We start from the raw sequence: 16354 nt of genomic DNA, 5'->3' as shown, positions 1-16354 counted from the left end.
GCAAAACGCGACCTCATCCTGAGGGCCCGCCGTAGGCGGGCGTCTCGAAGGATGGGCCGCAGGCAAGCTGCCCGCCACGCTTTTCTTCATATGCGATAGCCCTGCCCCTCACCCGAATTTGCGCTTTGCGCAAATTCGACCTCTCCCCGCAAGCGGGGCGAGGTGAAGCACCTCACTCCCGCCTGAACCGGTAGTCGAACGCGGCGCCGAGCGGCTTGATGAGGCCCACCGTCGGCGTCGGAAAATGGATCGGCAGGATCAGCGTGTCGGTGTCGGCGACGGAAGCGAAGAACTTTCGCCGCGACACCGCTGACTGCTTTGCATCCCAGTCAGGCTTGGCCGACCAATCCGGCTCGCGGCACTGGATCTGGTGATGCATGAGGTCGCCCGCGACCACGGCGCGCTGCCCCTTCGAAAAGATGTTCACGCAGCAATGACAGGGCGAGTGCCCCGGCGTCGGCGTCAGCGTGACGGTGTCATCGAGCGCGTAGTCGTCGTCGACCAACAGCGCCTGCCCGGCCTCGACGATCGGCAGGCAATTGTTGCGAAACACCGTGCCGGGCGGGTTGTTACCTTCAGCGTTCTCGGCCTCCCAGGCCGCATACTCGCCCTTGTGGAAGACGTATTTCGCGTTCGGAAACGTCGGCACCCAGCGGCCGTCGCGCAAGCTCGTGTTCCACCCGGTGTGGTCGATGTGCAGATGGGTGCAGAAGACATAGTCGATCTGCTCGAAGCCGATGCCGAGCGCGAACAGCTCGTTGCGCCAGCGCTCCTTGCCGGGAAAGTCGAACGGCGGCGGATGGCCCTTGTCCTCGCCGGTGCAGGTGTCGACCAGGATGGTGTAGCGCGGCGTGCGCACCACGAAGGTCTGGTAGGTGATGACCATCATGCCGCGCGCGGCGTCGAACACCTCCGGCTCCATCGTCGGTAGATGGTGCTTGAACACACCGTCGTCATAAGCCGGGAAAAAGTCTTGCGGCCGCCGCCACGGCCCTTCCCGCTCGATCACCGCATCGATGGTGATGTCGCCGATCCGCAGTTGCTTCATGGTTGTTTCGCTCCCTTTTTGAAGGAGCGTAACGGGTGGCGTCAGCGCGTCAAGGCACGCCGCGAAACGCTAGCTCCGCAACCCCGGCGCCTCTTGTCCGGTCCGCGCGACGTATTCGGTGTAGCCGCCGCCGAACTGGTGGATGCCCTCCGGCGTCAACTCCAGCACCCGGTTCGAAAGCGTCGCAAGAAAATGCCGGTCATGCGAGACGAACAGCATGGTGCCCTCGAAATCCGACAGCGCCGTGATCAGCATCTCCTTGGTGGCGAGGTCGAGATGGTTGGTCGGCTCGTCCAGCACCAGGAAGTTCGGCGGATCGAACAGCATCTTGGCCATCACAAGTCGCGCCTTCTCGCCGCCCGAGAGCACGCGGCAGCGCTTCTCGACATCGTCGCCGGAGAAGCCGAAGCAGCCGGCGAGCGCGCGCAAGCTCCCCTGCCCCGCGGTCGGAAACGCGTATTCGAGTGATTGAAACACCGTCTGCTCGCCGTCGAGCAGGTCCATCGCATGCTGGGCGAAATAGCCCATCTTCACACTGCCGCCGACTGCGACCGTGCCCTCGTCCGGCTCGCTCGCACCGGCGATGAGCTTGAGCAGCGTCGACTTGCCGGCGCCGTTGACGCCCATCACCGCCCAGCGCTCCCTGCGGCGGATCATGAAATCGAGACCGTCATAGATGCGCTTGCTGCCGTAACCCTTGTAGACGTTCTTCAAGGCGACGACGTCCTCGCCGGAGCGCGGCGCCGGCGGGAAGTCGAAGGCCACCGTCTGGCGGCGGCGCGGCGGCTCGACCCGCTCGATCTTGTCGAGCTTCTTGACCCGGCTCTGCACCTGGGCCGCGTGCGAGGCGCGCGCCTTGAAGCGCTCGATGAACTTGATCTCCTTGGCGAGCATCGCCTGCTGGCGCTCGAACTGGGCCTGCTGTTGCTTCTCGTTCTGCGCGCGCTGCTGCTCGTAGAACTCGTAATCGCCGGTGTAGGTGGTGAGCGAGCCGCTATCGATCTCGATCACTTTCGAGATCACGCGGTTGATGAACTCGCGGTCGTGCGAGGTCATCAAGAGCGTGCCTTCGTAATCGTGCAGGAATTTTTCCAGCCAGATCAGGCTCTCGATATCGAGATGGTTGCTCGGCTCGTCGAGCAGCATGACGTCGGGCCGCATCAGGAGGATGCGGGCCAGCGCCACGCGCATCTTCCAGCCGCCGGAGAGCTTGCCGACGTCGCCCTCCATCATCTCCTGGCTGAAGCCGAGACCGTTGAGCGCCTCGCGCGCCCGGCCATCGAGCGCGTAGCCGTCGAGCTCCTCGAAACGGTGCTGCACCTCTCCGTAGCGAGCGATGATCTCGTCCATCTGGTCGGCCTTGTCAGGATCGGCCATCGCGGCTTCGAGCTCGCGCAGCTCGCTTGCGACCTCGCTGACCGGACCCGCCCCGTCCATGACCTCGGCGACCGCGCTGCGGCCACTCATCTCGCCGACATCCTGGCTGAAATAGCCGATGGTGATGCCGCGATCGGTCGAGACCTGCCCTTCGTCGGGCAGTTCCTCACCGGCGATCATCCGGAATAGCGTGGTCTTGCCGGCCCCGTTCGGGCCTACGAGGCCGATCTTCTCGCCCTTGTTGAGGGCGGCCGAGGCTTCGATGAACAGGATCTGGTGGCCGGCTTGCTTGCTGACGTTGTCGAGGCGGATCATGGGGTCTTTTTGGGGGGATTTTTGCGTTGCAGCGTCTTAGGCCATGCGGGCCGCCAGGGGAAGCCCGGCTGGACCCGGATTCCGCCCTCGCCAGCCGCCAAATTCCCGCAATCCGCCCCGAGACTTAATGGCTATGGGGCAGTGGCTCATACGCCCTTTGGAGGCGTCAGGCACCGAAGGCCGCAAGACCTGCCGCGGCAACCTGCGCATCCTGGGTTGACTGCATACCCGATACGCCGACCCCCCCGATCACCCTGCCGTCTCGCAGGATCGGAAGGCCGCCCTCCAGAGGCGTCAGGTTGGTCATGCCCAGCAGCCGCAAGTGAAGGCCGCCGTCCGCCAACGCGGATTCGAACGCCCCCGTCGGCCGCCTGAAATCGACGGCTGTCTTCGCCTTCTGCTGCGCAACAAGCACGCTGCCGTGCTGCGCCTGATCGAGACGGTACAACAGAACGAGATGGCCGCCGCTGTCGGTAATGACGACCACCATGGGCCAGCCATGACGTTGCGCTTCGGCCCGCGCCGCATCGGCCACGAGCGTCGCCTCATCAAGAGTGATCGGGACACCATAGAGAGGCGTCAGGGCCGCGAGGGGGGCTTTTGCCGCGCAGGCATCTGGTTTTGTCATGGGAAGCTCCAGGTCATTGGGAGCCCATTCACAACACATCACACTTCTGATGATAATAGCCGGCCGCACAGACATATTATCTCACTTTTCGGGAGAGTAACGCTGACCTCGCTTGCGGATTTTGCGACGTTTCTGGCCGTGATTGACGAGGGTAGCCTGACGTTCGCGGCAACGCGTCTCGGCAGATCGCTACAGTCGGTGAGCCGTTCGCTTGCGCGGCTCGAGGACGATCTTGGCGTGCAGCTCGTATCGCGGACGACGCGCCGCCTGCACCCCACACCTGCAGGCCTCGAATTCGCCGGCCGCATCCGCATCGCCCTCACGACCATCGACGCCGCCCGCGAGGATCTGCTCGCCAGCGACCGGCGGCTTGCCGGCGCCATCCGCATCGGGACATCGAGCCTTTTCGGCCCCGAATACGTCACTCCCATCCTGAGCCAATTCCTGGCGCGGAATCCGGAAATCAACCTTGAGCTCGTCCTGTCCGATGAGCATGTCGATCTCGTCGCCGAGAAGCTCGATTTTGCCATTCGCATCGGCAACCTGCCGGACTCGAATTTGCGGACTCGCCGGATCGGTGGACTAAGCTGGGCAGTGTTCGCTTCGCCGGCCTATCTCGCCGCCCATGGTCGTCCCGAGCATCCGCAGGAATTATCCCGTCATGAATGCGTGTTGCGAGCGAGCGATGACGACAGATGGGCATTCGGGGGCAACAAGAAGCGTATCGAAGTGGCTGGTCGCTTCCGGTCAGAGAGTGCCGCGGCACGCAATGCGACCGTCGCGTCCGGCTTTGGTATCGGGCTCGCTCCGCTCTGGCAGGTCCGCAGGCTCATCGATCAGGGGATCGTCGAGCAAATCCTTGTCGGCCACGAGCCGCCGCCCATCCCGCTCCAGATTGTCTGGCCCAAGCGGGGAGCCGGTGCGATGCCTCGGCGAGTCCGCGCTGCCATCGAATTCCTCGTGGCCCGGCTTTCCGCTCTGCGGATATGACTTGCTGTCTCCGATGCGCCGACGTCGTCAGGCATGATCGAACGAATTGACGTTCACGCCCGACGCATCAGCTTGAGCGAGGCCGCAAGGCGCAGGCTGCGCTTGCCGGCGAGCGCGATGCCTTCGAGCTCGCCGCTATCCGCTGTGCAGGTGCCGGAGAAGCCGATCCCGACCTCGTAGCCGCCGAACACGGGATTTTCACCCTTCGCCGGCGTGTGCTCCTGGTTCAGCATCTCGCCCTTCCAGCGGCCATTCGCCGACGAGTAGGCGCCGAGATAGTAGAAGAACGCATCGCCCCCGAGGATGCGGCCATCCATCAGCAGCATGACGCCGGAGAGCCCGGCCTCGACGCCGTCGAGCGCGCGCAGGCTGACTCCGTAGAGACCGTTGACGATGCCGCCCTCTCCGATCGTGCCGCGTGGCGGCAGCGCTCCATCATCGTCGAGCCGGGTGAGATTGGCCCAGAAACGACCGCCCGGCATCGTGTCCGCGCTGCCCTCCAGACGGATCTGGTTGCCGATCAGCCGGCCGCGCGCGCCGATCGAAGCGACATCGGCCCCCATCAGCGGCTTGTAATTGGGATCCTCGTTATGCCGTTCGGTGATGACCTCGGCGACGATCTCGCCGTCGTCGCGCTCCTGATACTGTCCAAGATGGGCGAACGCCGAATTGCCGCCCAGCATCTTGCCGTCATGCAGGCACATGATGCTGCGTCCGAAGGCATCGTGGATGCCGTATTCAACCTTGTAGAGCCCGTCCAGCAACGCAATAGACCCGCAAAATCAAAAGGAATCGAGGCTACCTAGCACCGCCGCCGCGCTGAGGCCATCCGGCTTTTCCGCGCAGGGCCGCTCGCGGAGCCCATCGTGCCATGATGACATCATGCCCCTGTTTTGCCCGACGGGTCAAATACATTTCGCCAAATCAGAACTATTTATTCGTTTCAGCACTTTGGCTACTGTGCATGGGGTTGTTTTCCAATTTTTTTTGTTTGTCCGGTCCGGCGCTCATCGCTGGGCTAGTGGCGCTTGAAATACTGCACCTCGCGTTCGTGCTTCTCGGCCGCCGCGCGGCTCCTGAACGTGCCGAGGTTGCGGCGCTTGCCGGTCTTGGGATTCACCTTGCGCGAATAGAGGCGATATTCGCCGGATGCGAGCTTGCGTATCATGGTGGCGCCTTCCGTCGTGCGTCGTGCCTTTCGGGATCAACCCTCTTCGCACAAGGTCCGTTCCTTCACGGCTTGGCTTGCGGCGCGAACTGCTGGTTGGCGAACGGCTGCGGATCGGAGGGAACCTTCATGACGACGAAGCTTCGTCCCATCGAACGGTGGCAGGCATTGCAGCCTTCGGTCAGCCCGCCCAGGGCCTTTGCGAATTTGCGCCCGTCCTTCGCCGCGATCGCGTCCGACAGCGATTGCAGCGACGGCTCCAGCGTCGTGACGTTGCTGACGGGAATGCCCGAATAGAGCACGGCGGCCTCGACCAGGTTCGCCCTCAGCTGGTGCAGCTCGTAGGCGGAAAGCTCCCAGTTCTGCGCCTTGCCGGCCAGCCAAAGCTTCTGATGGCGCGTCTGCGCGGCGCTCATGATGTCGCCGAGCCGGGGCACGTATTGGTCCGCGGACGGCGATCTGAGGTCCTGCGCAGCCACGGCGGTCGCCGCTCCCAGGCCGGCCAGCGCCAGCATCCAACCCCGAGGCTTCATCGCAGATCTCCATTCCCGTGCGGTCCAAGTTCCTGTGAGGCAAAAGTGTAGGACGACGCGGCGGCCTGCGGCCTTGCGCTCGATCAAGGCCGGCTTCGAACCCGCGGGTAAAGGCGCGCGACAAAGCGGCATGGAACGGTTCGAACCATCAGCCGAGGCGCAGATCGCGGCCTTGATCGCCAGCGCGGCGAAGCAGCCGCTGCTCGATGCCGCGTTCGAGCTCTGGCGCTGGCGCTATCGTCTCGACTCGATCGAGGGTCGGCCGACCGACGAAGAGGTCCGCATCAATCGTACCCTCTCGCCGCAGCAGATCAGCGAAAACTATCGCTACGCTCGCGACCACGCCCATGAGGGCCCGATGTTCGGTTATGTGAAACGCGCCCATCCGCGAGCCAGCGACGATGCGATCAGGCAGGCCATCATCACCGCCGTCAATTTCGAGGGCGCAGCCGAGGCGCATTTCAAATGGGACGGCGATTTCTGGGACTGCGTCGTCCGCGCGGTCGCCCGGGCTGCCGCGGAATATCCTGATTTCCTCGAGACCACCTATCGCGACGCCCGCAACAATCTCGCCTACTACATGAAGTGAGCGAGAGCACGATCCGGAAAAGTGTGCAGTGGTTTTTCTCGCCGCGCTTTAGAAGCACAACGTCGTGACGAGCTTGCCCTGCTTGTCCTTGATCGCGTAGGGACAGCGCAGCCGCTCCAGCGCCTTCTTCGCATCCGCGTCGCCGAGGGCAGCTGCGCGCTCGTAATAGGCTTTCGCGGCGTCCTTGTCCTTTGGCCCGCCGCGGCCGTCCTGGGCGAAGGCGCCCATCCGCTCCAGCGCGCCGGGATGGTTCTGCGCCGCCGCCTTCTCGAACAACGCGCGCGCCGCGACGTCGTCCTTCGCACCGCCCGCTCCTTCGGACAGCATCAGGCCGAGCTGGTACTGCGCTTCGGCGTTGGTCTCGGCGGCCTTGCCGAGCAGTGCGCGCGTCTGCGCGGGATCGGCGGGCGCGCCGCCGGTACTGCCGAGTGCGGCGAGATTGCTGATGCCGCGGGGATTGCCCGCCTGCGCCGCCTTCTCGAATAACTTGCGCGCCTGCGCTTCGTCCTTGGCGACACCCGTGCCGGTGCCGTAGGCGACGCCGAGTTCGACCATCGCGGCGCTCGATCCCTTGTCTGCGGCCTTGCGCCAGGCGGCCATCGCGTCCGCCGTTTGCCGATTGGCCGCATAGGCGCGGCCAAGCGCGAACATCGCGCGGCGCGATGACGGCGCGGCCTGCTTGCAGAATTTGATGGCGGTCGCGACGTCGGACGCCGCGATCTCCGTCACGCCTTTCACATCGGCCGGTTTGTCGGGATCGCCGGGATCGGCGGCGACCCGGTCGCACAGGACGAGATCGGCGGATTGCGCATGCGCCGAAAACGGCGCCGCAAGCGTGAGGAGGATGGCAACGAGGAAAGTCCGCATGAACGTCAGGTTGCGTTGCCGCCCCGGAAAATTCAAGGCTCGAGTCCCGATTGGCGCAGCACCGGGACGACCTCCGGCGATGCCAGGTAGCGCAGCAGCCGGTCCGCGGCGCCGGCATGCTTCGCGCTTGCCATGCGGCCGGCGGAGAACACGGCCGATGTCTGCAGATCATGCGGGATCGGGCCGATCACCTCGATGCCGCCAACCTGCTTCAGCTCGCTGATCTGCTGCACGGCCAGATCGGCCTCGCCGCTGACGAGCCGCTCCGCGGTAAAGCCCTGCTCGACGATGGTCGCCGTTGCGTTGATCTCCGCCGCGATCCCCATCCGCACGATCAGTTGGGCGAAGTAGACGCCGCTCGCGCCGAGCCGCGAATAGGCGACGGACCGCGCCGCGAGCAGCGTCTCGCGCAGCGCAGCTTCGGTGGCGATGTCCGGATGCGCCTGCCCTGCCCGCACCGCGATGCCGACGAAGGAGCGCGCCAGATCGGCCGCGCCGCCCGCGACCACGCGGCCCTCGCCGATCATCTCGTCGAGCCCTTCGCGCGTGAGGATCACGAGATCGGCGGCCTCGCCGTCGCGCAGGCGCTTGAGCAGCGCCAGGGTCGGCGCGAAATCGGCGTCGACATGGATGCCGCTGGCGGCCTCGAAGGCGGAGGACAGGCTGCGCATCGCGCCCATCAGGCCGAGCGTCGAGAGCATGCGGATTTTTTCCATGAGCTGTTCCTGTCGCGATCAGGCGCGGTGCATCAGCTTGAGCGCAGCGGTGAGGCGCAGGCTGCGCTTGCCGGCGAGCGCCGTTGCCTCCAGCACCGCCTGCTCCGCATCATAGGTACCGGAAAAACCGATGCCGACCTCGTGGCCGCCGAAGATCGGATCGTCCTTGGCGGGCGTGTGCTCCTGGTTGAGGATCTGGCCCTTCCAGCGACCGTTGGCGGCGGTGTAGCTGCCGAGATAGTAGAACGATGCATCGCCGCCGAGGATGCGGCCCTTGTTGAGCAGCATCACGCCGGTCAGGCCACCATCGACGCCGTCGAGCATGCGCAGATGGACCGAGTAGAGCCCGTCGGCGATTCCGGCCTCGCCGACGCCACCGGCGATCGGCACCTCGTCTTCGGTGATCGGCGTCATCAACGACTGGAACGGCACGCCGGGCAGCTCCTTCAGCTCGCCCTTGAAGCGATAGAGGTCGCCTTCGGCCCAGCCCTTCGCCAGCAGGGTCGCATCGTCGGTGCCGGCCATGGCGCGATAGTTCGGGTCTGGATTGTGGCGGACGGTCTTGATGACGATGTCGACGCCGCCGCCGGTCTTCTCGTAGCTGCCGATATGGGCGAAGGCCGAATTGCCGCCGAGCATCTTGCCGTTGCCGGCATGCATCACGCTCCGGCCGACGCCGTCGCCGAGCTGAAATCGCACCTTGTAGAAGCCTTCAAACACCAGCCGTGTCCCCGGCCCCGCGCGCATCCAGGGACATTCTAGCCCGGTTTCGCCGGCGATGGACAGACGTCAGGCCGGCAGACGCACAACAACGGCTTTTCATCAGAATGTAAAAATCCGCCGGTGTCTTTCGACACCGGCGGATTGAAGTCCAACCCGGGCCAGCCCCCAGCCCGGGCCGGGAGGATCTCAGGCCGCGGCCTTCTTGTCAGCCGGGACGGACGCGATCGTCTTCAGGATCTGCGAAGCGATCTGGTATGGGTCGCCCTGCGAGTTCGGACGGCGGTCTTCCAGATAGCCCTTGTAGCCGTTGTTGACGAAGGAGTGCGGAACGCGGATCGAGGCGCCACGATCGGCAACGCCGTAGCTGAACTTGTTCCACGGCGCGGTCTCGTGCTTGCCGGTCAGACGCTTGTCGTTGTCCGGGCCGTAGACGGCGATGTGGTCCATCAGGTTCTTGTCGAAGGCCGCCATCAGCGCCTCGAAGTACTCCTTGCCGCCGACCGTACGCATGTACTCGGTGGAGAAGTTGGCGTGCATGCCGGAGCCGTTCCAGTCGGTGTCGCCGAGCGGCTTGCAGTGGAATTCGATGTCGACGCCGTACTTTTCGGTCAGGCGCAGCATCAGGTAGCGGGCCATCCACATTTCGTCAGCGGCCTTCTTGGAGCCTTTGCCGAAGATCTGGAATTCCCACTGGCCCTTGGCGACTTCCGCATTGATGCCTTCGTGGTTGATGCCGGCAGCCAGGCAGAGGTCGAGATGCTCTTCGACCATCTTGCGGGCGATGTCGCCGACGTTCGAATAGCCGACGCCGGTGTAGTACGGGCCCTGCGGCGCCGGATAGCCGGAGGCCGGGAAGCCGAGCGGACGGCCGTCCTTGTAGAAGAAGTACTCCTGCTCGAAGCCGAACCAGGCGCCCTCGTCGTCGAGGATGGTGGCGCGCTTGTTGGTCGAGTGCGGGGTCTTGCCATCGGGCATCATGACTTCGCACATCACGAGCACGCCGTTGGTGCGGGCGCCGTCCGGGAACACCGCGACCGGCTTCAGCACGCAATCGGAGCTGTGGCCTTCGGCCTGCTGGGTGGAGGAGCCATCGAAGCCCCAGAGCGGAAGCTGCTCGAGCGTCGGGAACGACGCGAATTCCTTGATCTGTGTTTTGCCGCGCAAGTTCGGAGTCGGCGTATATCCGTCGAGCCAGATGTACTCGAGCTTATACTTGGTCATTGAGCCTCTCTGTTGATGATGCGAAAGGCGGGGGCCCGGAGGCCCCTGCACGTTTGTACCCGGCCATCATCGGCCGACCGTTTACAAGCATTTAACGTGCCAAAAGGCCGCAGCGCGGAAGGTTCTGCACCCGGGCCGGGGGCTCTCTGCCGACGGCAAACCGACCACAACGGCGTGCGTCATAGCGGCGCACCTTTGCGTGAAGCTGCACTGCAAAAATCCAGCGGAAATCGCCTGATTCTGAAGCAGGCGCCCCCGTGCCGGAGGTTGCCGATCAAACTGGCATCAACGTCCAGCAATTTTCGCGAAGGCACCGGCCCTCACCCGCAACCTTTGGAATGGCTCAAGCGTTGGTCACACACAAGGTGCCTTTGGGGATGCAGAAGGCTTCGTGCCTAGAAAATGGGCTACGGCTGATTTCCTTTTCAGCACTTTCCAATTCGTGGTGCGGGGCCGATATGGGGAGTCCGGTAACCACAATCAAACGAGTCGGGCGCACCATGGAGGCCAAGGCGCTTCGACTGAGGAGCAAATCGAAATGATGAACAATGGTCTGAGTCACGGATCTGCAACGATCTACCAATTCCCCATCGGGGGCCGCGCGGCTCTCGCCGGGCGCCGCTATGGCGAAACCCGCTTTCCCGCCGATCATGCTTCGCTTCCCGCGAACGCCTCGATTTGCAGCGATAGCTGGTACCACCAGGACGCGGTCGACGAAGCAAAGCCCAAATGGGAACGCTGATGCCTATCGTCGGTTTGATACCGCCGCGCTCTCGCAAGCTTCCGGCGGCAGTTTGAAAAAGGGTCGAAACAACGAGGTTTCGACCCTTTTTGATTCCGGGCGGACTCCCGGCTAGAGCTCAGACTTTTCGATCACCGCACAGGCCGTGACCGGCCGCTTCAGATGCTTGACCGTGGTGGCTCCGCTCTTGGGAATCCTCAGCGTGATCCCCGCCCCCGAATAGCGTGCGCCGGAAACCGTCAGCCGCTTGGCAAGCGTGACCGGCTCGCCGTCGATCTGGACGAACGCGCGCTTGTCGTAGTCATAAAACCCCACGATGAACTGCGTACCATCGGCGCAGTGATAGGTCCGGAACGTCTGCGCATCGGCCTGGCGTACACCGGTGATTCCGCCCGTCAGCAGGGTGACCGCCAAAAGTATGGCCTTGTGCCGGCCCATGATCGCCCCCTGTAATAGACCCCAAGGACGCCTGTCGTGCGTCCAGTGGAAACATAACCCAAAGCTGATCCCATGCCAGAGTCCCCCGCCCGTCATCTCGCCTTGCAAGGCGCCAGCAATTTCCGCGACCTCGGCGGCTATCCGACCGCAGACGGCCGTACCACGCGCTGGCGGCACATCTTCCGCTCCAATCATCTTGGCCAGCTCACCGCCGCCGATATCGAGATCATCCGCGCGCTCGGTGTGCGCCATGCGTTCGACTTTCGTGGGCTGGAGGAGCGCGCGGCCGGCGTCTGCGTGGTGAACGAGATCACGGTGCATTCGCTGCCGATCGAGCCGACGGTCGTGGCCGCGCTGCGCACCGAGCTCGCCCGGGGCAGCCTGACCGCGCCGGTCGCGCTCGAGCTCATGCGCGAATCCTATCGCAACTATGTCCGCCACAACACGGCCAGCTTCCGCAGCCTGTTCAGCCATCTCCTGGAGGATCGCGCGCCGCTGGTGATCCACTGCACCGCCGGCAAGGACCGCACCGGCTTTGCAAGCGCGCTGATCCTGCATGCGCTCGGTGTGGCCGACGAAATCATTGCCGAGGATTACCTCCTGACCAACAGGCACTACAGGCGTGATCCATCAAACGCCTCCGATCTTCCCGCCGACGTTCTCGACGCGATTGGAAGCGTCGAGGTCTCGTATCTCGCTGCTGCATTCGAGGCCGTCGGCCGCGACTACGGCGATCTCGAAACCTACTTGCGCGACGGGCTCAAGCTCGGCACATCGGAGCGGTCCGCGCTGAAGGCGCGTTATCTGCAATCTTAGGCGGCCGCGCCGGGAGAACGACGATGCATGGCAAAGTTCTGATCGTGACCGGCGCACTCGGCGCACTCGGAAAAGTCGTCGCCGAGACCGCGCAGTCGCGTGGCGCGCGCGTTGCGGCCATCGATCATGCGCCTTCGCAGATCCCCGCAGCCCCTGAACGCATCGAGATCGGCGGTGTCGATCTGTCCGATGCAGGCCAAGCGAAGGCGGCGGTGGAGGCGGCGGCAAAGCACTTCGGCAGGCTCGATGCGCTGATCAACATCGCCGGCGGTTTCGCCTTCGAGACCGTCGGCGACGGCGACATCAAGACGTGGCAGCGCATGTATGCCCTCAACGTGCTGACCGCCCTCAACACCTCGCACGCGGCACTGCCGCGTCTCGCCGCGTCCAATGCCGGCCGCATCGTCAACATCGGCGCCATGGGCGCGCTTCAGGCCGGCTCCGGCATGGGCCCCTATGCGGCGTCGAAAGCCGGCGTGCATCGCCTCACCGAAGCGCTTGCGAGCGAGTGGAAAGGCAAGGTCACGGTGAACGCGGTGCTGCCCTCGGTCATCGACACCAAAACCAACCGCGCCGACATGCCGAAAGCGGATTTTTCCAAATGGGTGACGCCGCAGGAACTCGCCGAAGTCATCCTGTTCCTCGCCAGCGACGCCGCAAGCGGCATCACCGGCGCGCTGATCCCGGTGGCCGGGCGGGTCTGATCCGGCACTGTTCCGGCCGCAGGATCACCGCAGCATCGGTTCCCGATCAAATGGCGCAGAGCCGCGAATCCGATCCGGGCTAGACTGGCCGCAACTGATTCTCCGATCGGAACGCAAGACTCGGACGCTATCTTTGGAAACCGCGCTCTACCTGCCCGTCAAACGCTTCCTCGAAGAGCTCGGCTTCACGGTCAAGGGCGAGATCGGCGGCTGCGACCTCGTCGGTCTCGGCGCCGGCGATCCGCCTGTCGTGGTGATCGGCGAGCTGAAGCTCGCCTTCAATCTCGAGCTGATCCTTCAGGCGGTCGACCGTGCGCCCGCCGGCGACGAGGTCTGGATCGCCGCCAGGATCTCCATGCGCGGCAAGGGCCGCGAGAGCGACGCGCGCTATCGCAATCTCTGCCGCCGCCTCGGCTTCGGTATGCTCGGGGTAACCGAGCGCGGCGAGGTCGAGGTGCTGGTGAAGCCACCGACCGCGGCGCCGCGCCGCGAGCCGAAGACGCGCTCTCGCCTCGTCGCAGAGCATCAGCGCCGCCAGGGCGATCCCGTGCTCGGCGGCAGCACGCGCGCGCCGATCATGACGGCCTATCGCCAACAGGCGCTGGCCTGCGCCTCCGAGCTAGCGGCCGGCCCGCGGCGCGTGAGCGAATTGCGCGAACGCTGCCCCGACGCCGGCAAGATCTTGCTTAACAATGTGTATGGCTGGTTCGAACGCGCGGACCGGGGAATCTATGGACTCACGGAAGCGGGCCATGCGGCGCTGAAGCGCTGGCCGCAACAAAAGGTTGAGATCGGCGCCGGCGCCGCGTCACCGCCATGACACCCGACCGGTGCATAGCTGAGATGCCACACCGATTTCATATTGCAATGCAACATCACCGGCACTAGGTATCCCGGCATCGAAACGAGGCCGTTATGAGCGCAGACTGGAATACCAAATATGGCACGCGGCGCGTGCGCCACGATCCGCCGACCCTGGACGAGGCGATCTTCGCCGCCGTCGGCATCACCGACGATCATGAGCAGCAGGCCGAGATCGCCGCTGCGTTGATGGGCATGCCGCTCGATGTCGTTCAGGCCGAGGTGAAGAAGCAGGCCCGCACCAACAGCCGCATCACGGCAACGCGCGTGATCGCCGGCGAACAGGGCGCGCAGCGCTCAGTGGTGGTCGAGCGCCGCGTCGTGCGCCGTTTCGGCAACGACAAGCGCACCGGCACCTGAGCGCTTAGTCCCTCCCCCAATAAAGAAGCGGACCGGTTTTGCCGGTCCGCTTTTTGATTCCGCCCGCCTTTACAGGTCAGGCGGCGCGATTGCCATACATGCTGGAGATGATCTTCCAGCAGGTCGAGTTGAAGCTGAGAAGAGCGCGCCCAGCGGCAAATGGCGAGGCTGCGAGATCAGCCAGTTCGTCCTCGGGCGACTTGGCGAGGTCGATCGTACCGGTCGATTCGCCGTAGCGGAATTGCAGATTTGCTCCGAACTTCCTGGCGAGCGCCCGCATCGCATGATTCTCGGCGCCCGTGGTGATGCGCAGTCGCTTGTAGCCCTTCCAGCGCGCTTCCGCGATCAGGCGGCTGAACAAGATGGTGCCGACGTTCTGGCGCCGTGCGGAGGCTTCCACGCTGAAGGCGACCTCGGGCAGCGAATCATCCTCCGGCGGATGCAGCTCGGCCGCACCGCGCACCACGCCGTCGACGATGTAGGCGACGATCACGGTGCCATCCTCGGCACAGCGGGCGGCGTAACGCTCGATAAAACTGTCGTCGAGAAAACCGTTGAAACGGTCGTGCCGGCTTTCGGCATCCAGCCTGAGCAGGTGATCGCGCAGAAGCGGCAATTCTTCCTGTTGGCTCAAGGTCCGCACATAGCCCGGAACGGACTTGGCGCGGTTGGTTTCTTCAAGTTCCAGATCTGCTTCGAGTGACAAGTCAAAACTCCTCTTGGTGTCCCTCGAGGAGGCGTTCGAATCCCTAGGCCCCCAATATTGTGCGTCGCAGCATAATTTTCAAGACGGGAACCTGCTCAAGTTTCAGGCATCGGAGACGACTAATTCGTTAACAGAATCAAGCCCCCGTATTCATACGAGGACGAGCTGAGTCTGGGTGACGACGGCGACCAGCTTGCCGTCCTCGGTTTCCAGCCGGGTGGTCCAGACCTGGGTCCGCCGCCCCCTGTGGATCGGGGTCGCGGTCGCGATGACCGTGGTTCCCTGCTTGGCCCCGCCGATGAAGTTGGTCTTGCTCTCCAGCGTGGTCGTGCCCTTGGCATCGTCAGGCAGATTGATCACGGTCGCCGCCGCACCGACGGAATCGGCCAGCGCCATCACCGCGCCGCCGTGAATGGTGTGATGAAGCGTGCAGAGATCGGGCCTCACCGTCATCCGCGCCACCACACGGTCCTTCTCGGCTTCGACGAACTCGACGCCCTTGAGCTCGGCGAACGGCATCTTCATCGCTTTGAGTTTCTCGAGCGGCGTCATCGGATATCCTCCCAATTCATTGTTGTCCCAGCGTGAATGGCTTCGCGCGGCAAAGCAATGACGTCAGAGGTAATCGCCGTGCTGACATCTGCGCCCGCATTTGCGCATATGCTCTTCCCATGCGCCACTTCCCTCCCCGCCGTATCGTCTGCCTGACCGAAGAGACGGTCGAAACGCTCTATCTGCTGGGCGAGCAGGATCGCATTGTCGGCGTCTCCGGCTACGCCGTCCGGCCGCCGCAGGTGCGGCGCGAGAAGCCGCGGGTGTCGGCCTTCGTCTCGGCGGACATCCCGAAGGTCCTGGCGCTGGAACCGGACCTCGTGCTGGCGTTCTCCGATCTTCAGGCCGGCATCGTTGCCGATCTCGTCCGCGCCGGCGTCGACGTCCACGTCTTCAACCAGCGCGACGTCGCCGGGATCCTGACAATGCTCCGCACCCTCGGCGCGCTGGTCGGCGCGGCCGAGCGCGCCGAGGAACTCGCGCGAAGTTTCGAAAAGCGCCTCGCTGCGATCGCCGAGACGCCCCGCCGTCTGCCACGGCCAAAGGTCTATTTCGAGGAGTGGGACGATCCGCTGATCTCGGGCATCGGCTGGGTGTCCGAACTGATCGAGATCGCGGGCGGCGCGGATGCGTTTCCGGAGCTGCGGCATCAGCAGGCCGCGAAGGATCGGATCGTTTCGGCGGACGCGGTACGCGAGGCCGCGCCCCAGGTGATCCTTGCATCTTGGTGCGGCAAGAAGGTCGTGCCGGCCCGCATCAAGCAGCGCGATGGATGGAGCGAGATTCCCGCCGTGCGCGACAACCGCATCGTCGAGATCAAGTCACCGATCATACTGCAACCGGGGCCTGCCGCGCTGACGGATGGGCTCGATGCGATCGTGAAGGCGTTGTGGGGGACGTGCTCTTGACCTCTCTGCCGTCATTGCGAGCGCAGCGAAGCAATCCAGAATCTTTCCGCGGATACATTTCTGGATTGCTTCGCTGCGCTCGCAATGACGGT

Annotated in this window: 21 protein-coding genes; 8 read left to right on the top strand and 13 right to left on the bottom strand. The window is 64.4% G+C overall.

Annotated elements, in window-relative coordinates:
- Positions 1-172 precede the first annotated feature (172 nt).
- From OC450_RS33420 to OC450_RS33410, 3 genes are all read right to left on the bottom strand, one after another.
- Complete coding sequence (locus OC450_RS33420; RefSeq protein WP_262049427.1) at positions 173-1048, bottom strand: MBL fold metallo-hydrolase; 876 nt, start codon at positions 1046-1048, stop codon at positions 173-175.
- Positions 1049-1117: 69 nt separating this feature from the next.
- Positions 1118-2740, bottom strand: a complete 1623-nt coding sequence (locus OC450_RS33415; protein WP_211385506.1) for an ABC-F family ATP-binding cassette domain-containing protein — start codon at positions 2738-2740, stop codon at positions 1118-1120.
- 166 nt (positions 2741-2906) lie between these two features.
- Positions 2907-3368, bottom strand: coding sequence for a GlcG/HbpS family heme-binding protein (locus OC450_RS33410; RefSeq protein WP_262049426.1), 462 nt, complete (start codon positions 3366-3368; stop codon positions 2907-2909).
- 75 nt (positions 3369-3443) lie between these two features.
- Here OC450_RS33410 and OC450_RS33405 point away from each other — a divergent pair, with 75 nt between their 5' ends.
- Positions 3444-4358, top strand: coding sequence for a LysR family transcriptional regulator (locus OC450_RS33405; RefSeq protein WP_315986405.1), 915 nt, complete (start codon positions 3444-3446; stop codon positions 4356-4358).
- Between the two features lie 53 nt (positions 4359-4411).
- Here the strand turns inward: OC450_RS33405 and OC450_RS33400 are convergent, their stop codons facing one another.
- From OC450_RS33400 to OC450_RS33390, 3 genes are all read right to left on the bottom strand, one after another.
- Positions 4412-5122, bottom strand: a complete 711-nt coding sequence (locus OC450_RS33400; protein ID WP_256809296.1) for a hypothetical protein — start codon at positions 5120-5122, stop codon at positions 4412-4414.
- Positions 5123-5376: 254 nt separating this feature from the next.
- Positions 5377-5526 (bottom strand): hypothetical protein, encoded by a 150-nt coding sequence (locus OC450_RS33395; protein ID WP_007591825.1) that lies wholly within the window; start codon positions 5524-5526, stop codon positions 5377-5379.
- Between the two features lie 65 nt (positions 5527-5591).
- On the bottom strand, positions 5592-6059 hold the full coding sequence (locus OC450_RS33390; RefSeq protein WP_262049425.1) for a hypothetical protein: 468 nt from the start codon (positions 6057-6059) through the stop codon (positions 5592-5594).
- Between the two features lie 130 nt (positions 6060-6189).
- On the opposite strand from OC450_RS33390, the gene OC450_RS33385 reads away from it, so the two are divergent.
- The gene (locus OC450_RS33385; RefSeq protein ID WP_262049424.1) at positions 6190-6648 is read left to right on the top strand and encodes a hypothetical protein; all 459 of its coding nucleotides are present in this window, start codon (positions 6190-6192) and stop codon (positions 6646-6648) included.
- Positions 6649-6696: 48 nt separating this feature from the next.
- Here OC450_RS33385 and OC450_RS33380 read toward each other — a convergent pair whose 3' ends face one another.
- The 4 genes from OC450_RS33380 to OC450_RS33365 all read right to left on the bottom strand — a co-directional run bounded on the left by OC450_RS33380 (position 6697) and on the right by OC450_RS33365 (position 10175).
- On the bottom strand, positions 6697-7515 hold the full coding sequence (locus tag OC450_RS33380; RefSeq protein ID WP_262049429.1) for a tetratricopeptide repeat protein: 819 nt from the start codon (positions 7513-7515) through the stop codon (positions 6697-6699).
- A gap of 32 nt (positions 7516-7547) precedes the next feature.
- Positions 7548-8231 (bottom strand): substrate-binding domain-containing protein, encoded by a 684-nt coding sequence (locus OC450_RS33375; RefSeq protein ID WP_262049423.1) that lies wholly within the window; start codon positions 8229-8231, stop codon positions 7548-7550.
- An 18-nt stretch (positions 8232-8249) separates the two neighbouring features.
- A complete protein-coding gene (locus tag OC450_RS33370; RefSeq protein WP_211385804.1) occupies positions 8250-8951 on the bottom strand; it encodes a GrlR family regulatory protein in 702 nt (233 codons plus the stop codon).
- 189 nt (positions 8952-9140) lie between these two features.
- Positions 9141-10175 carry a glutamine synthetase beta-grasp domain-containing protein gene (locus tag OC450_RS33365; protein ID WP_148740899.1) on the bottom strand — a complete coding sequence of 345 codons (1035 nt, stop codon included), beginning with the start codon at positions 10173-10175 and terminating at the stop codon, positions 9141-9143.
- A gap of 538 nt (positions 10176-10713) precedes the next feature.
- On the opposite strand from OC450_RS33365, the gene OC450_RS33360 reads away from it, so the two are divergent.
- Positions 10714-10917 carry a DUF2735 domain-containing protein gene (locus OC450_RS33360; protein WP_262049422.1) on the top strand — a complete coding sequence of 68 codons (204 nt, stop codon included), beginning with the start codon at positions 10714-10716 and terminating at the stop codon, positions 10915-10917.
- Positions 10918-11028: 111 nt separating this feature from the next.
- Here OC450_RS33360 and OC450_RS33355 read toward each other — a convergent pair whose 3' ends face one another.
- Positions 11029-11355: an MliC family protein gene (locus OC450_RS33355; RefSeq protein WP_256809288.1), complete on the bottom strand. Its 327-nt coding sequence runs from the start codon at positions 11353-11355 to the stop codon at positions 11029-11031.
- Positions 11356-11427: 72 nt separating this feature from the next.
- Here OC450_RS33355 and OC450_RS33350 point away from each other — a divergent pair, with 72 nt between their 5' ends.
- The 4 genes from OC450_RS33350 (at position 11428) to OC450_RS33335 (ending at position 14096) form a co-directional block, all read left to right on the top strand.
- On the top strand, positions 11428-12171 hold the full coding sequence (locus OC450_RS33350) for a tyrosine-protein phosphatase (protein WP_262049421.1): 744 nt from the start codon (positions 11428-11430) through the stop codon (positions 12169-12171).
- Positions 12172-12194: 23 nt separating this feature from the next.
- Positions 12195-12875: an SDR family oxidoreductase gene (locus OC450_RS33345; protein WP_262049420.1), complete on the top strand. Its 681-nt coding sequence runs from the start codon at positions 12195-12197 to the stop codon at positions 12873-12875.
- A 133-nt stretch (positions 12876-13008) separates the two neighbouring features.
- Positions 13009-13695 carry a DUF2161 domain-containing phosphodiesterase gene (locus OC450_RS33340; protein WP_262049419.1) on the top strand — a complete coding sequence of 229 codons (687 nt, stop codon included), beginning with the start codon at positions 13009-13011 and terminating at the stop codon, positions 13693-13695.
- A 95-nt stretch (positions 13696-13790) separates the two neighbouring features.
- Entirely contained in the window at positions 13791-14096 is a 306-nt protein-coding gene (locus OC450_RS33335) for a hypothetical protein (RefSeq protein WP_212244604.1), read from the top strand.
- Positions 14097-14172: 76 nt separating this feature from the next.
- On the opposite strand, the gene OC450_RS33330 is transcribed toward OC450_RS33335, so the two are convergent.
- Both OC450_RS33330 and OC450_RS33325 read right to left on the bottom strand, forming a co-directional pair.
- On the bottom strand, positions 14173-14784 hold the full coding sequence (locus OC450_RS33330; protein ID WP_262049428.1) for a GNAT family N-acetyltransferase: 612 nt from the start codon (positions 14782-14784) through the stop codon (positions 14173-14175).
- A gap of 168 nt (positions 14785-14952) precedes the next feature.
- Positions 14953-15354 (bottom strand): PaaI family thioesterase, encoded by a 402-nt coding sequence (locus OC450_RS33325; RefSeq protein ID WP_211385494.1) that lies wholly within the window; start codon positions 15352-15354, stop codon positions 14953-14955.
- Positions 15355-15473: 119 nt separating this feature from the next.
- On the opposite strand from OC450_RS33325, the gene OC450_RS33320 reads away from it, so the two are divergent.
- Positions 15474-16262, top strand: a complete 789-nt coding sequence (locus OC450_RS33320) for a cobalamin-binding protein (protein ID WP_211385493.1) — start codon at positions 15474-15476, stop codon at positions 16260-16262.
- Positions 16263-16354 lie beyond the last annotated feature (92 nt).

The sequence above is a fragment of the Bradyrhizobium sp. Bra78 genome (assembly GCF_024519855.1).
Lineage (GTDB): Bacteria > Pseudomonadota > Alphaproteobacteria > Rhizobiales > Xanthobacteraceae > Bradyrhizobium > Bradyrhizobium japonicum_G.
This window is presented reverse-complemented; position numbering and strand designations above follow the sequence as displayed.

Bases quoted from the DNA above. Each gene is read 5' to 3' on its own strand.
- OC450_RS33420 (WP_262049427.1), bottom strand. From the start codon at position 1,048: ATGAAGCAACTGCGGATCGGCGACATCACCATCGATGCGGTGATCGAG.
- OC450_RS33415 (WP_211385506.1), bottom strand. From the start codon at position 2,740: ATGATCCGCCTCGACAACGTCAGCAAGCAAGCCGGCCACCAGATCCTG.
- OC450_RS33410 (WP_262049426.1), bottom strand. From the start codon at position 3,368: ATGACAAAACCAGATGCCTGCGCGGCAAAAGCCCCCCTCGCGGCCCTG.
- OC450_RS33395 (WP_007591825.1), bottom strand. From the start codon at position 5,526: ATGATACGCAAGCTCGCATCCGGCGAATATCGCCTCTATTCGCGCAAG.
- OC450_RS33390 (WP_262049425.1), bottom strand. From the start codon at position 6,059: ATGAAGCCTCGGGGTTGGATGCTGGCGCTGGCCGGCCTGGGAGCGGCG.
- OC450_RS33385 (WP_262049424.1), top strand. From the start codon at position 6,190: ATGGAACGGTTCGAACCATCAGCCGAGGCGCAGATCGCGGCCTTGATC.
- OC450_RS33380 (WP_262049429.1), bottom strand. From the start codon at position 7,515: ATGCGGACTTTCCTCGTTGCCATCCTCCTCACGCTTGCGGCGCCGTTT.
- OC450_RS33375 (WP_262049423.1), bottom strand. From the start codon at position 8,231: ATGGAAAAAATCCGCATGCTCTCGACGCTCGGCCTGATGGGCGCGATG.
- OC450_RS33365 (WP_148740899.1), bottom strand. From the start codon at position 10,175: ATGACCAAGTATAAGCTCGAGTACATCTGGCTCGACGGATATACGCCG.
- OC450_RS33360 (WP_262049422.1), top strand. From the start codon at position 10,714: ATGATGAACAATGGTCTGAGTCACGGATCTGCAACGATCTACCAATTC.
- OC450_RS33355 (WP_256809288.1), bottom strand. From the start codon at position 11,355: ATGGGCCGGCACAAGGCCATACTTTTGGCGGTCACCCTGCTGACGGGC.
- OC450_RS33350 (WP_262049421.1), top strand. From the start codon at position 11,428: ATGCCAGAGTCCCCCGCCCGTCATCTCGCCTTGCAAGGCGCCAGCAAT.
- OC450_RS33345 (WP_262049420.1), top strand. From the start codon at position 12,195: ATGCATGGCAAAGTTCTGATCGTGACCGGCGCACTCGGCGCACTCGGA.
- OC450_RS33335 (WP_212244604.1), top strand. From the start codon at position 13,791: ATGAGCGCAGACTGGAATACCAAATATGGCACGCGGCGCGTGCGCCAC.
- OC450_RS33325 (WP_211385494.1), bottom strand. From the start codon at position 15,354: ATGACGCCGCTCGAGAAACTCAAAGCGATGAAGATGCCGTTCGCCGAG.
- OC450_RS33320 (WP_211385493.1), top strand. From the start codon at position 15,474: ATGCGCCACTTCCCTCCCCGCCGTATCGTCTGCCTGACCGAAGAGACG.